The sequence below is a fragment of the Pseudomonas oryzihabitans genome, from assembly GCF_006384975.1.
Lineage (GTDB): Bacteria > Pseudomonadota > Gammaproteobacteria > Pseudomonadales > Pseudomonadaceae > Chryseomonas > Chryseomonas psychrotolerans_B.
On sequence record NZ_CP021645.1, the window covers coordinates 4,709,709 to 4,723,699 of the forward strand.

A 13,991-nucleotide genomic window follows, 5' to 3' on the forward strand; every position below is an offset into this window, starting at 1 on the left:
GTACTTTCGAGGAGCACAACAAGATGGTGGAAATCGACGTTCGTCTGCGCGAACAGGTACGTTTGCTAGGTGATCTCCTGGGGCAGACCATCGCCGACCAGCACGGCGCAGCCTTTCTCGACAAGATCGAGCGGATCCGCAAGGGGGCCAAGGCCGCCCGCGGCGGCTCCGCCGAGGGTGCCCGGCAACTGGGCGACACCCTCGATACCCTGGCCGAAGACGAGTTGCTGCCGGTGGCCCGGGCCTTCAGCCATTTTCTCAACCTGGCCAACATCGCCGAGGAATACCACCGTGTCCGCCGCCGCGGCGAAGACGAGGCGCCGCCTTTCGAGGAGCAAGTCCTGCCCGAGTTGCTCAAGCGGCTAGGCGCGGCCGGACATGCCGGCGAGGCGCTGGTCGCGCGGGTGGCGGCGCTGGATATCGACTTGGTGCTGACCGCCCACCCCACCGAGGTCTCGCGGCGCACCCTGATCCAGAAATACGACGAGATCAGCACCCAGCTCGCCGCGCTCGACCATCGCGACCTGACCACCGCCGAGGTGGCGGCCATCGAGGCGCGGCTGCGACGGCTGATCGCCGAGGCCTGGCACACCGAGGAAATCCGCCGCCAGCGCCCGACGCCGGTGGACGAAGCCAAGTGGGGCTTCGCGGTGATCGAGAATTCGCTCTGGCAGGCGGTACCCAATGTCCTGCGCAGCCTGGATGCCTGCCTGCAGCAGCAAACCGGTCAGCGCCTGCCACTGAGCGCCGCGCCGCTGCGCTTCTCTTCCTGGATGGGTGGCGACCGCGACGGCAATCCCAACGTCACTGCCACCGTGACCCGCGAGGTGCTGCTGTTGGCGCGCTGGATGGCGGCGGATCTTTATTTGCGTGACGTCGACCGGCTGGCCGCGGAGTTGTCCATGCAGGCGGCGAGTCCGGCCTTGCGCGAGCAGGCCGGTGACCACCCCGAACCCTATCGCAAGGTGCTCAAGGTGCTGCGCGAGCGCCTGCAGATCACCCGCAGCTGGGCCGCCCATGCCATCACCGATCCCCATGCCGGGGCCCGCCACGTCTTGAGCGACAACGCCGAACTGATCGCCTCGCTGCAGCTGTGCTACGACTCGCTGCAGCACTGTGGCCTCAGCGTCATCGCCGAAGGCTCCCTGCTCGATACCCTGCGGCGGGCACGGACCTTCGGGCTCTATCTGGTCCGCCTGGACATCCGCCAGGACGCCGCGCGCCATGCCGCGGCTATGGCCGATATCTGCCGCTACCTCGACCTGGGCGACTACGCCGCCTGGAGCGAGGCGCAGCGCCTGGAGTTCCTGCGCGGCGAGCTGGCCAGTCGGCGTCCCCTGTTGCCCCAGGATGCCGAGCTCGCCGCCGACACCCAGGAAGTGCTCGCCACCTGTCGCGTCATCGCCGAGTCGCCACCCGCGGCGCTGGGTTCCTACGTCATCTCCATGGCCGGCGCGGCCTCCGATGTCCTCGCCGTGCAACTGTTGCTGCGCGAGTGCGGAGTGCGCCACCCGATGCGCGTCGTGCCGCTGTTCGAGACCCTCGACGACCTGGACAATGCCGGGACGGCCATCGAAAGCCTGCTGGACCTGCCCGACTACCGCGAACGCCTGGCCGGTCCCCAGGAGGTCATGATCGGCTACTCGGATTCGGCCAAGGATGCCGGTACCCTGGCCGCCGCCTGGGCCCAGTACCGCGCTCAGGAGGCCCTGGTAGAGATCTGCGCCAACCGTGGCGTGGAGCTGCTGTTGTTCCACGGCCGCGGCGGTACCGTGGGCCGCGGCGGTGGTCCGGCCCATGCCGCCATTCTGTCGCAGCCGCCGGGTTCGGTGGCCGGACGCTTCCGCACCACCGAGCAGGGCGAGATGATCCGCTTCAAGTTCGGCCAACCGGCCATCGCCGAGCAGAATCTGGCGCTGTACCTGGGCGCCGTGTTGGAAGCCACCTTGCTGCCGCCGCCGGCGCCCGAACCGGCCTGGCGCGAACAGATGGATCGCCTCGCCCGCGACAGTCTCCAGTCCTACCGTGGCGTGGTCCGCGAGGACCCGCATTTCGTCACCTATTTCCGCCAGGCCACCCCCGAGCAGGAGCTGGGTCGCCTGCCCCTGGGCAGCCGTCCGGCGAAGCGCCGCGAAGGTGGCGTGGAAAGCCTCAGGGCCATTCCCTGGATCTTCGCCTGGACCCAGACCCGGCTGATGCTGCCCGCCTGGCTCGGTTGGGAAGCGGCGCTGGAGCAGGCGGAGCGACGTGGCGAGTCGCCCCTGCTGCGCGAGATGCGCGAGCGCTGGCCGTTCTTCCAGACCCGCATCGACATGCTGGAAATGGTGCTGGCCAAGGCCGAAGCCGAATTGGCGCGACTCTATGACGAGCGTCTGGTGGAGGCCGAGCTGCAGGTGCTCGGCAGCCAGTTGCGCGAGCGCCTGCGCCAGGCTGGGATAGCGGTACTGCGCTTGACGGGGCAGGGCGAACTGCTCGAACACAACCCGGAAACCCTGGTATTCATCGCCGTGCGCAACACCTACCTCGATCCGCTGCATCTGCTGCAGATCGAACTGCTGGCCCGCGCGCGGGCGGCGGGGGAAAGCCAGCCGGCGGCACTGGACCTGGCGCTGCTGGTGAGCGTGGCCGGGATCGCCGCGGGACTGCGCAATACCGGTTGATACGTAAGGCGCGTCTGCAGGGGCTCTAGGTCGTAGCGACCGACGCGGCACCTGCGACGCTTGGTAACTTGTGCGGCCAGAGAGCGCTGTGTATGGTTGGTCCCTTTGGCCGTCTCGTGTCGTCGACAACAATCATCGCGACAGCACCCGTGCGGGCTGCCAGTCCGAGACCATTCTAAGGAGCTACAGATGCGCGTAATCCTGCTGGGAGCGCCCGGTGCCGGCAAAGGTACTCAGGCCCGGTTCATCACTGAAAAATTTGGCATTCCGCAGGTTTCCACCGGCGACATGCTGCGTGCGGCGGTCAAGGCCGGCACGCCCCTGGGCCTGCAGGTCAAGGACATCATGGACAGCGGCGGCCTGGTCTCCGACGAGATCATCATCGCCCTGATCAGTGAGCGTATCCTGGAGGCCGATTGCGCCAAGGGTTTCCTGTTCGACGGCTTCCCGCGGACCATTCCCCAGGCCGAGGCCCTCGAAGCCGCGGGCGTCAAGATCGACCATGTTCTGGAGATCGCCGTCGATGACGAGGAGATCGTGCAGCGCCTGTCCGGTCGCCGCGTGCACCCGGGCTCGGGCCGCGTCTATCACGTCCAGCACAATCCGCCGAAGGTCGCTGACGTCGACGACCTGACCGGCGAGCCGCTGGTGCAGCGCGAGGACGATCGCGAAGCCACCATTCGCAAGCGCCTGGAGCTCTACCATTCCCAGACCAAGCCGCTGGTGGACTTCTACCAGAAACTCGGCGCCGCCCAAGGCACCCCCACCTGCAGCCGCATCGAAGGCGTGGGCTCGGTGGATGCCATCACCGCCAAGGTGCTGAACGCCCTGAGCTGATCCCGGCTCCGACCGCCTGTGCCTGCAGGCGGTCCCGTTACGACGCCGTCCTGGCGTCGCGACCGATAGGCGGGTCCCCTCGCGTCCCGTCTTGCTCTAGAATGCGCGGCCTTCCAAACCGTTGCGGATTCGCCCCTATGTCCATCCTGCTCGCCCTCGATACCGCCACCGAAGCCTGCTCGGTCGCCTTGCATCTGGGCGACGAGATCATCCACCGCTACGAGATCGCCCCGCGCCTGCATGCCCAGCGGGTCCTGCCCATGGTGCAGGAGGTGCTCGCCGAGGCCGGCATGGCGCTGTCGCAAGTGGACGCCATCGCCTTCGGTCGTGGTCCCGGCGCCTTCACCGGGGTCCGCATCGCCATCGGCGTGGTCCAAGGCCTGGCCTTCGGGCTGGAGCGACCGGTGCTGCCGGTTTCCAATCTGGCGATCATCGCCCAGCGCGCCTGGCGCGAGCGGGGCGTCACCCAGGTGGCTGCTGCCATCGATGCGCGTATGGACGAGGTCTATTGGGGCTGCTATCGCCTGGTAGAAGACGCCATGGTGCTGGCGGGCGCGGAGGCCGTGCTGGCGCCCGAAGCCATCGCCTTGCCCGACGCTGCCGCTGGCGATTGGTTCGGCGCCGGCACCGGTTGGGGTTACGTGGGCCGCATGGCCCTGCCGCTGACCGAGGTGGATGCCACCTTGCTGCCCCATGCCCGCGATCTGGCGGTCCTGGCGGCCAGTGCCTGGCAGCGTGGCGAAGCCGCGGCAGCGGAGTCCGAGGCGGCGCAACCGGTCTATCTGCGTGACCGGGTCGCCACTCCCAAGACGCCGGTCTGAATCCGTGGAACCGGGAGACGGTGATGGCCTCTCTAAGCACTGGAGGCCACTCGTCCACTGTTCGTGACGGACGTCCGGCCCCTGATTGCCTTAGATCTCGGCCCTACCTAGAGTAGCGGCATCCGTTCAGGACCTGCCATGCGCATCGACAGCGGTTTTTCCTCCTCTGCCTACCCCCTGAATCGTTCCTCGCGCGCGGTCACGCCCGTTCGCGAGGTGGCGAGGGATGAGGACGCCCGCCAGAACGCCATCGCCAAGGATGCCGCAGGCAACGCCCAAGCCCAGGTCGCCCCCGTGCGCCGGGTCGAGGCCGCTGCCGCCACCGATAGCGGCGATGCCGGCGCCAATGGCCTGGTGCTCAGCGAACGCGAAGGCCGCTTCGCCAGCAACCTCACCGCCCGCGCCCAGCAGGCCCTGGCCAGCTACGGTAGCACCGCCACCCTGGGTGCCGAGCCTAACGGGTCCTCCAGTGTCGTGGGCCTCGATCTCTACGCCTGATGCTGCCGTATTTCCTCGGTTGTCCCTCCTGGAACGATAACGCCTGGCGCGAGAGCCTCTACCACGGCCTGCGGCCCGCCGAGTTCCTGCCGCGCTATGCCCAGGTGTTCAACGCCGTAGAGGGCAACACCACCCTCTACGCCTGGCCGTCGGCGGACAAGATCCGTCATTGGGCCGAGGTGATGCCGGCGGGTTTTCGCTTCTGCGCCAAGTTTCCCCAGGACATCAGCCATGCCGATGATCTGCGGGTACAGCTCTCCAGTGCTCGTACCTTCATCGAGCTGCTGGCGCCCCTGGGCGAGCGGGCCAGCCCCCTGTGGCTGCAGTTACCGCGTCGCTTCGGCCCGGATCGGCTGGCTGAGCTCAAGGTATTCCTCGAAGCCCTGGCGCCGCGTCGCGCCCTGGCGGTGGAGGTCCGTCACCTGGCCTTCTTCGACAAGGGCGACACCGAGCGGGCGCTCAATCGCCTGCTCCTGGAACTAGGTGTGGAACGCATCGGCCTGGATTCCGCCGCGCTGTTCAGCGCCGACCCGAGCGATCCGGCGGTACGCCTGGCGCAGTCCAAGAAGCCCCGCGTTCCGGCCCGCGCCCTGGCCTTCAGCGACCATCCCCAGGTGCGCTTCATCGGTCGCCTGGAGCTGGCCGCCAACGACTATTACCTGGCGAAGTGGGTTACCCGGGTCGCTGACTGGATCGAAGCAGGCAAGGTGCCCTACGTCTTCCTGCATACCCCGGACAATCGCCAGGCGCCCGAACTGGCCCTGAGATTCCACGCCCAGTTGCGCGAGCAGCTGCCCGGCTTACCCGAACTGCCCGAGCTGAGTACTGCCAACACCGAGCAACTCGGCCTGCTGTAAGAGCCTATCCAAAGTCTGCTGCGCGTCGGCCGAACGGCGTTGAACGGACCCTGGAAGGCCAGCCCCGCCTGGACGGCCCCGTCGGAATACTCATTTACCACTCGTAAACTCGTTCGCGAGCCCGGTCCGCTTCCTCAGGTGTTTTCGTGGGGCCGCCTAGGCCTTGTTTGGCGCTAGCTCGCGAGACTTTGAACAGGCTCTGGAGCCTGCTGATCCGATACGTTTGGCGACGTTTTTCCCCGGCATTCCCAAAGGCCGTTCCGGTCTCAAACCCTATCGTCCCCGCGAATCCTGCCGGCGCTCCATGAAAGCCAGACACCTGCTCGGTCTCGTCATCCTGCTCTATGGCGGCCTGCATACCGCCTTCGACCAGGGCTGGCTGCGCATCCCGCCGGCCTATAACCCCTGGGCGCCGCTGGACATCCAGGCACCGACCAACCCCGTCACCCGACTCAAGCTCTGGCGCCTGCAGGCCGATGCCGACTACTGCGCGGCCTCCCTGGCCAGCTCGGCGCTCAGCTATCACGAATTGCGTGGCAATCCCGGTTCGGCCGATTGCCCGCTGGAGCGCGCGGTGCGCATCCAGCGTGGCGAAGGGGTACGGCTGAGCGGTAGTTTCATCGCCAGTTGCCCGCTGGCAGTGAGCTTCGCGCTGTTCGAGCGGCAGGCGCTGCAACCGGCCGCCGAGGCGGTCTATGGGCAGCGGGTGGCCGAGGTGGAGCACTATGGCAGCTTCGCCTGTCGCAACGTCTATGGCAGGGCCAGTGGGCGGCGCAGCCAGCATGCCAGCGCCAATGCACTCGATATCGCCGGCCTGCGCCTGGCCGACGGCCGCCGGATCACGGTCGCGCGCGACTGGAACGGCGATCCCCAGGCGCAGCGCTTTTTGCGCCAGGTACGCGACGGCGCCTGCCGCTCCTTCAATACCACCTTGGGACCGGAGTACAACGCCGCACACCGCGATCATTTCCACGTCGACATGGGTGGCTTTCGCGTCTGTCGGTAGAATGACCGGTCTTTCCGTCAGCGAGTCGCCCATGTCCACCGTCAGTCCCTCACTCATCGTCGAAGCCCTGGAACCTGCCTTCAGCGAGGCTGCTGCCGCCTGGGCGGTGCGCCTTGGGCTGTCCCTGGGCACGGCGGCTACCGAGGATTTCGCGGTGCAGGTGGGCGCCCAGGGACTGCAACTGGTCCAGCGGGGCCCGGATGCACCGGGCCCGGTGCGGGTGGATTTCGTCGAGGGCGCCGCGGCGCACCGGCGCAAGTTCGGCGGCGGTGCCGGCCAGATGATCGCCAAGGCGGTCGGTGTGGGGCCGGGCGTGCGACCGCGCGTCCTGGATGCCACCGCCGGGCTGGGCCGCGACGGCTTCGTGCTGGCCACCCTGGGCTGCCAGGTGATCCTGGTGGAGCGTCAGCCGCTGATCGCTGCCCTGCTCGAAGACGGCCTGGCCCGCGCGGCGCGGGACTTCGAGGCAGCCGGTATCGTCGCCCTGATGACCCTGGTACAGGCCGACTCCACCGCCTATCTGCAAGGCGGGGAGGGCGAGGCACCCGAGGTGATCTACCTGGACCCCATGTTCCCGCACCGCGACAAGAGCGCCCTGGTGAAGAAGGAAATGCGCCTGTTCCGGCCGCTGGTGGGCGACGACCTGGACGCCCCGGCACTGCTCGCCGCGGCCCTCGCGCGCGCCACCCATCGGGTGGTGGTCAAGCGCCCGCGCAAGGCGCCCCCCATCGAAGGCGCCAAGCCCGGCTACGTGTTGGAGGGCAAGTCCAGCCGCTACGATATCTACCCGAAGAAGAGCTTCAAAACTGCTTGAATGAAAAAGCCCGCGGGCGGAAAAGGCTTCCGGCCGCGGGCTTGATCTGCCGCTACGTCAGACGGTAGCGGCCTTGAGCGCGCGACGCTTGCGCCAGGTGCGATAGAAGGGCAGGGCCACCATCAGGATGCAGACGATCCAGATGGCCTGGCTGATGCCGCTCTGCCAGAGGATGCCCATGTCGCCGTTGGAGATCGACAGGGCGCGTCTCAGGCTCTGCTCCATCAGCTCGCCGAGGATGAAGCCCAGCAGCAGCGGCGACAGCGGGAAATCCAGCTTGCGCATGATGTAGCCGAAGATGCCCACGCAGACCATCAGCACCAGGTCGAAGGTGGTGGCGTGCACCGCATAGACGCCGATGCCGGTGATGATGGCGATGGCGGGGGCCAGCGACCAGTTCGGTACCTCGAGGATCTTGGTGAACATCTTCACCATGGGCACGTTGAGGATCAGCAGCATCACGTTGGCGATGAATAGCGAGGCGATCAGGCCCCACACCAGATTCGGCTCGTTCTGGAACAGCAGCGGACCGGGGGTGATGTTGTAGAGGGTCAGGGCGCCGATCATCACCGCGGTGGTGCCCGAGCCGGGGATGCCCAGGGTCAGCATGGGAATCATGTTGCCGCACACCGCCGCGCCGATGGCGGTTTCCGGCGCTGCCAGGCCGCGCAGATCGCCCTTGCCGAACTTGCCATCGGCACCGGCCATGCGCTTCTCGGTGGTGTAGGCCAGGGCACTGGCCAGGGTCGCGCCGGCACCTGGCAGCACGCCGATGATGAAGCCGCTCACCGAGCTGCGCAGGTTGACCATGAACACGCTGCGCGCTTCCCGCACGTTGAACAGCATGCGTCCGGTGGCCTTGACCGCGACCTGGCCATGATGGGTCTGTTCCAGCAGCAGGAGCAGCTCGCTCACCGAGAACAGACCCAGCACCAGGATCACGAAGTCGATGCCGTCGGCCAGGTGCACGTTATCGAAGGTGAAGCGATAGACGCCGCTGTTGGCATCGATGCCCACGGAGGCGATGGCCAGGCCGAAGAGGGCGGCGACCAGGGTTTTCACCGGTTTTTCGGCGGCCATGCCGGAGAGGCTGAGGATGGCCAGGGCCATCAGCGCGAAGTATTCCGCCGGACCAAAGGCGATCGCCCATTTCGCCAGCAGCGGCGAGAACAGCACCATGCCGCAGGTGGCGATGAAGGCGCCGATGAAGGAACTCCAGGCCGACAGCGACAGGGCGACGCCGGCCAGGCCTTGGCGGGCCAGCGGGTAGCCGTCCAGACAGGTCATCATGGTCGCGGCTTCGCCGGGGATGTTCAGCAGGATCGAGGAGATCCGGCCGCCGTACTCACAACCGAGATAGACCGCGGCCAGGAGGATGAGCGAGGTCTCCGGCGGCAGGCCCAGGGCGAAGGCCACCGGGATCAGCAGGGCGATGCCGTTGATCGGGCCGAGGCCCGGCAGCAGGCCCACCACGGTGCCGATCAGGGTGCCGATCAGTGCCACGATCAGGTTGGTGGGGGTCAGGGCGACGCCGAAGCCCTGCATCAGAAAGTTCAGGGTATCCATGTCAGCCCTCCAGGAATTCCAGCACGCCAAGGGGCAGGGGGACTTCCATCACCCGATCGAACAGCACGTAGAGACCCACGGCGAGCAGCAGGCTGACCAGGGCGCAGGGCACCAGCCGGCCGCCATAAAGCAAGCCGCAGAGGGTGGCGGTGATGAAGGCGCTCAGCGGAAAGCCCAGCGGTTGGAAGGTCAGGGCGTAGCCCAGCAGGATGGCGCAGCAGGCCACCACCTTGCGCAGCGACGAGGCGTCGAGCGGCTTCTGGTCCTCGCCATCGCCGATCGGCGTGGGGCGGATGATCAGATAGGCCAGGCCCAGGCTCATCAGGCCGAACATCAGCATCGGATAGGCCCGCGGGCCCACCGGCTCGTAGGAAAAGGGCGCCTGGTAATCCCGGGCGATGAACAGCATGACGAGCCCGGCCACCAGCCAGACCGCCATGAAGGCGCGTTGGAAGATCATGTCGACATCCTCGAAGGCGCCCGGAGGGGCGCCAGGGGCGGGGGCTCGTTACTGGATCAGGCCGAATTCCTTGGCCATGCCGCGATAGCGCGCGACTTCCTTCTGCACATAGGCGTCCAGTTCGGCGCCGGTCATGGCGAAGGGGAAGAGTTCGCGCTGGTCACGCAGCTTGGCGAAGTCCTCGGAGGCCAGCAGCTTGTCGAAGCTGGCTTTCCACCAGTTGTACTGCTCGTCGGTGACCTTCGGGCCGACATAGAAGCCGCGCACCACCGGCCAGACGATGTCGTAGCCCTGCTCGCGAGCAGTCGGGATGTCCTTCATCGCCGGCTCGTCGAAACGCTTCTCGGCGAACACCGCCAGGAGCCGCATGTTGCCGGCCTCGACATGGGGCATGGAGTCGGAGATATCGGTGCTGCCGACCTGGATGTGGCCACCCAGCAAGGCCGTGGCGATCTCGCCGCCGCCTTCCAGAGCCACGTAGCGCAGGTCCTTTGGATTGATGCCGGCGGCCTTGGCGATCAGCGCCGTCTGCATCCAGTCCTGGCTGCCGACGGTACCGCCGGAGCCGATCACCACCTTGCTCGGGTCCTTCTTCAGCGCCTCGACCAGATCACCCAGGGTCTTGTAGGGCGAATCGGCCTTGACCGCGATGGCGCCGTAGCTGGCACCGATGGCGGCCAGCCAGCGCACGGCCTTTTCGTCGAAGCGCCCGAACTTGCCCTGGGCCAGGTTCAGTAGCGAACCGCTGGAGAAGGCGACGATGGTGTCGCCATCGGCCGGACGTTGAGCCACCACGGTGTTGTAGGCCACCGCGCCCACGCCACCGGGCATGTAGGTCACGCGCATGGGCTTGTCCAGCAGCTTGGCTTCCACCAGGCCGCTCTGCGCCAGTTTGCAGGTGAGGTCAAAACCGCCGCCGGGAGAAGCCGGGGCGATGCACTCGGGACGTTTGGGTTCGGCCATGACCTGGGCGGACAGCAGCAGTGAAGCGGCCAGGGTCAGGGTGAGGGTGCGCAAGGTGGTGCTCATCGACGTCTTCCTTTTGTTGTTATTTCAGAAGCTGACAGGCGGACACGGCTCAAGCTCGCCAGGGCGGCGATCGTTCGGAGAGCTGATGGGGAAGCACGAGAAGCTGCACGAGGGCGAGCATGGATGTCGTTCCGCTTGTTATTGTTGTTGGCCGACCAGGGGTGGCGCTTGGGCAAGCATCGGGCGGTTTTGCAACCGCTACCTTTCACTCTAGATCGCCAAGCTTTCAACAGCCTTTCAGTGATGAAAGGTGACGATTACGAGCTTCCGGCCAGGGGTCAGCTCGACCGGATCCCGGTAAACTCCCGACTTTTCAGCGGGAGCAAGCAGCGTGCGCATCCTCTTGGTCGAAGACCATCCGCCCCTGGCCGAAAGCGTCGCCCAGGCACTCAAGAGTGCCGGGCTCAACGTCGATCTGCTCACCGATGGCGTCGCGGCGGACCTGGCCCTGCAGAGCGAAAGCTACGCCCTGGCCATCCTCGACGTCGGCCTGCCCCGGCTGGATGGCTTCGAGGTATTGGCCCGGCTGCGCGAGCGCGGTGATCGCCTGCCGGTGCTGATGCTCACCGCCCGTGGCGAGGTGAAGGACCGGGTCCAGGGGCTCAACCTGGGCGCCGACGACTACCTGGCCAAGCCCTTCGAACTCACCGAGCTGGAAGCGCGGGTCAAGGCCCTGCTGCGTCGCAGCGTGCTGGGTGGCGACCGCCAGCAGCGCTGCGGTCCGTTGGTCTACGATCTCAACACCTCCCGCTTCATTCTGGGCGAGGAGGCGCTGTCGCTCACTTCCCGTGAGCATGCGGTACTGGCCGCGCTCATCGCCCGGCCCGGTCGGGTCATGAGCAAGGAGCAACTGGCCGCTCAGGTGTTCGGCCTGGACGAGGAAGCCAGTCCCGAAGCCATCGAGATCTATGTGCATCGCCTGCGCAAGAAGCTCGAAGCCGGGGCCGTGCGCATCGTGACCTTCCGTGGCCTGGGCTATCTGCTGGAAGAACAGCATGGCTGAAGCGCTCAGCGCGACCGGTAGCCTGCGTGGTCGACTGCTGCTGCGGCTGGTCGTGCTGCTGGCGGTGGTCCTGGCGATCAGCAGCCTGGCCGCCTATCTCAATGGCCGGCGTCTGGCCGACGTCGCCTACGACCGCACCCTGCTGGCGTCGGCCCGCACCATCGCCGCCGGCCTCTCGGCCAGCAATGGCACCCTGCGCGCGGACGTACCCTATATCGCCCTGGACAACTTCGCCTACGACAATGTCGGTCGCATCTTCTATCAGGTGCTCGATACCCAGGGACGGTTGATCTCCGGCTACGAGGATATTCCGCCGCCCCCGGCCGATGCCGGCCTGACCCGCGACTATCCCGCCCTGGCGCGCTTCTACAACAGCACCTATCGCGGCAAGGACGTGCGGGTGGTCAGTCTGGCCCAGCCCGTCAGCGAGCCCGATCTCACCGGCATGGCCGAGATCCGCGTCGCCGAGACCTCCGAGGCGCGTGAGGATGTGGCCCGCAGCCTGCTCACCGACACCCTGATCCGGCTGGGCCTGATGGGGCTGGGTGCCATCCTGCTGGTGTGGATGGCGGTTGGCGCCGCCCTGCGCCCCTTGGAACGCCTGCGCCAGGCGGTGGAGGAGCGGGGCGTCGACGATCTGCGGCCCCTGCCCGATGTTCGTGCACCCCAGGAGCTGCTGCCGCTGGTGCATGCCCTGGAAGGTTTCACCCTGAGATTGCGGCGCCTGTTCGAACGCCAGGCCGATTTCATCGCCAATGCCTCTCACGAATTGCGTACCCCCCTGGCGGCGATCAAGGCCAGGGTCGAACTGGGGCTACGCGAGAAGGATGCCCAGGCCTGGTACGCCACGCTGGAAGAGGCACGCACCAGCACCGACCGCCTCGCTCGCCTGGCCAATCAGCTGCTTTCTCTTGCCCGCATCGAAAGCGGCGCCCAGGCCATCGCCGAGGGCGGCGCCGAGCGCCTGGAGCTTAGCGAGTTAGCACGGGAGCTGGCCATGGCGCTGGCGCCCCTGGCCCATGCCAAGGGGGTCGCCCTGGCCTTCGAGCCCTTCGCCAAGGGCATGGTGATCGGCGAACCCACCCTGCTCAACGAGCTGCTTTGCAATCTGGTGGAAAACGCCCTGGCGCACAGTCGGCCGGACGGCAACATCGTCGTGCGGGTGCTGGCGCCGGCGGTATTGGAAGTCGAGGACGACGGCCCCGGCATTCCGGCCAACGCCCGGACCAAGGTGTTCGAGCGCTTTCAGCGGCTGGATCCGCAGTCCGGCGGTGCCGGTCTGGGCCTCGCCATCGTCGGCGAGATCTGTGCCGCCCACCGGGCCCGTATCCAGTTGCTGGATGGGGCCCTGGGTGGGTTGCGGGTACGGGTGGAGTTCCCCGTCGTGGAAGCCTAGAACCTAGTGTGGTGTTTCAGAAGTTATCTACACAATTTTGGCGGCGCTTTTTGCCCGCAGCGGCGGACCGCCCTGGGACGGCGTTGCCACTCCTCGCCATAGCCCTGCTATGACTCGTCGCGGCGCCTGGCCCAGGAACAAAAATCACTCGCCAATTCTTGCGCGAACTTCTGAAACACCACACTAGCCAAGCAAGGTCCGCGAACCTTCCACCGCCTCCCAGAACGCCGGATCCTGTTGCAGATCCGGCTGGTTGTTCAAACCCAGGCGGATGGCGGCGGGAAAGGTGGCTATCGCAGCGTCCTGTACCTGCCCCTGACGCACGGCGTGTAGCAGGGCAGCGACCTGCACGATATCGGCATAGTCCGCCGCCGCTGGCTGCCGCTGCAGGGCCAGATGCTCTTGCGGCACACAGGCGATATCTGCGGGGAAGTCCCACGTCTTGAGGATGCGCTCGCCAATCTGCGGGTGGATGCGCGCCGTCACCTGGTCGAGGGTGATGGCGTTGGCCAGCAACTCTTCCTGTTCTTCGGCATAGGTCAGGATCGGCAGCACGCCGATCTGGTGCACAAGACCCGCCAGCAGGGCGCGATCGGCCATGAGACGGGTGTACTTCTTGCACAGCGCATGACTGATGGCGGCGATCTCGGTGCCCTGGCTCCAGACCTCGCGCATCTTGCGGTCCACGGCGTCGCTGGTGGCCTGGAACATCTGCTGCATGGCCAGGCCCGTGGCCAGATTCGCGGTGTAGTTGATGCCCAGGCGGCCGACGGCCATCTGCAGATCGGTGATCTCCTTGTTGGTGCGCAGCAGCGGGCTGTTCACCACCTTGATCAGGCGGGCCGTGAGGGCCGCGTCCATGGCGATCACCCGGCTCAGTTCGGTGACACCGACGTTAGGGTCCTCGGCTGCCTCTCTCACCTTCAGCGCCACCTCCGGTAGGGTGGGCAACACCACACGATCGGTGTCTATCGCGTGAAGGAGATCCTGGACAACTTTTTCAGCAAGAGGAGTCATGACATACCTGTGTAGTAGCGCGGAAGG

At 66.7% G+C, this 13,991-nt stretch carries 13 protein-coding genes; 9 read left to right on the forward strand and 4 right to left on the reverse strand.

What is annotated here, in order from left to right:
* Window positions 1–23 precede the first annotated feature (23 nt).
* From ppc to CCZ28_RS21290, 7 genes are all read left to right on the forward strand, one after another.
* A complete protein-coding gene (ppc, locus tag CCZ28_RS21260; RefSeq protein ID WP_140220753.1) occupies window positions 24–2,660 on the forward strand; it encodes a phosphoenolpyruvate carboxylase in 2,637 nt (878 codons plus the stop codon).
* Between the two features lie 189 nt (window positions 2,661–2,849).
* Window positions 2,850–3,497, forward strand: coding sequence for an adenylate kinase (gene adk / locus CCZ28_RS21265; RefSeq protein ID WP_140220754.1), 648 nt, complete (start codon window positions 2,850–2,852; stop codon window positions 3,495–3,497).
* A gap of 137 nt (window positions 3,498–3,634) precedes the next feature.
* Window positions 3,635–4,318 (forward strand): tRNA (adenosine(37)-N6)-threonylcarbamoyltransferase complex dimerization subunit type 1 TsaB, encoded by a 684-nt coding sequence (tsaB, locus tag CCZ28_RS21270; protein WP_140220755.1) that lies wholly within the window; start codon window positions 3,635–3,637, stop codon window positions 4,316–4,318.
* Between the two features lie 138 nt (window positions 4,319–4,456).
* On the forward strand, window positions 4,457–4,816 hold the full coding sequence (locus CCZ28_RS21275; RefSeq protein ID WP_140220756.1) for a hypothetical protein: 360 nt from the start codon (window positions 4,457–4,459) through the stop codon (window positions 4,814–4,816).
* Window positions 4,816–5,673 (forward strand): DUF72 domain-containing protein, encoded by an 858-nt coding sequence (locus CCZ28_RS21280; RefSeq protein ID WP_140220757.1) that lies wholly within the window; start codon window positions 4,816–4,818, stop codon window positions 5,671–5,673. Before CCZ28_RS21275 ends, CCZ28_RS21280 begins: the two co-directional genes overlap by 1 nt.
* A gap of 304 nt (window positions 5,674–5,977) precedes the next feature.
* On the forward strand, window positions 5,978–6,679 hold the full coding sequence (locus CCZ28_RS21285; protein ID WP_140220758.1) for an extensin-like domain-containing protein: 702 nt from the start codon (window positions 5,978–5,980) through the stop codon (window positions 6,677–6,679).
* Between the two features lie 31 nt (window positions 6,680–6,710).
* A complete protein-coding gene (locus tag CCZ28_RS21290) occupies window positions 6,711–7,493 on the forward strand; it encodes a class I SAM-dependent methyltransferase (RefSeq protein ID WP_140220759.1) in 783 nt (260 codons plus the stop codon).
* A gap of 57 nt (window positions 7,494–7,550) precedes the next feature.
* Here the strand turns inward: CCZ28_RS21290 and CCZ28_RS21295 are convergent, their stop codons facing one another.
* Genes CCZ28_RS21295 through CCZ28_RS21305 form a run of 3 tightly spaced genes read right to left on the reverse strand, consistent with a single transcriptional unit; the run spans window position 7,551 to window position 10,548 of the window.
* Entirely contained in the window at window positions 7,551–9,059 is a 1,509-nt protein-coding gene (locus tag CCZ28_RS21295) for a tripartite tricarboxylate transporter permease (RefSeq protein WP_140220760.1), read from the reverse strand.
* 1 nt (window position 9,060) lies between these two features.
* A complete protein-coding gene (locus CCZ28_RS21300; protein WP_140220761.1) occupies window positions 9,061–9,519 on the reverse strand; it encodes a tripartite tricarboxylate transporter TctB family protein in 459 nt (152 codons plus the stop codon).
* Between the two features lie 48 nt (window positions 9,520–9,567).
* Window positions 9,568–10,548 (reverse strand): Bug family tripartite tricarboxylate transporter substrate binding protein, encoded by a 981-nt coding sequence (locus CCZ28_RS21305; protein ID WP_140220762.1) that lies wholly within the window; start codon window positions 10,546–10,548, stop codon window positions 9,568–9,570.
* A gap of 331 nt (window positions 10,549–10,879) precedes the next feature.
* Here CCZ28_RS21305 and CCZ28_RS21310 point away from each other — a divergent pair, with 331 nt between their 5' ends.
* Window positions 10,880–11,551, forward strand: a complete 672-nt coding sequence (locus tag CCZ28_RS21310; protein WP_140220763.1) for a response regulator — start codon at window positions 10,880–10,882, stop codon at window positions 11,549–11,551.
* Window positions 11,544–12,947, forward strand: a complete 1,404-nt coding sequence (locus CCZ28_RS21315; protein ID WP_140220764.1) for a sensor histidine kinase — start codon at window positions 11,544–11,546, stop codon at window positions 12,945–12,947. Before CCZ28_RS21310 ends, CCZ28_RS21315 begins: the two co-directional genes overlap by 8 nt.
* 183 nt (window positions 12,948–13,130) lie before the next feature.
* On the opposite strand, the gene CCZ28_RS21320 is transcribed toward CCZ28_RS21315, so the two are convergent.
* Window positions 13,131–13,964, reverse strand: a complete 834-nt coding sequence (locus CCZ28_RS21320) for an HDOD domain-containing protein (protein ID WP_140220765.1) — start codon at window positions 13,962–13,964, stop codon at window positions 13,131–13,133.
* Between the last annotated feature and the right edge of the window lie 27 nt (window positions 13,965–13,991).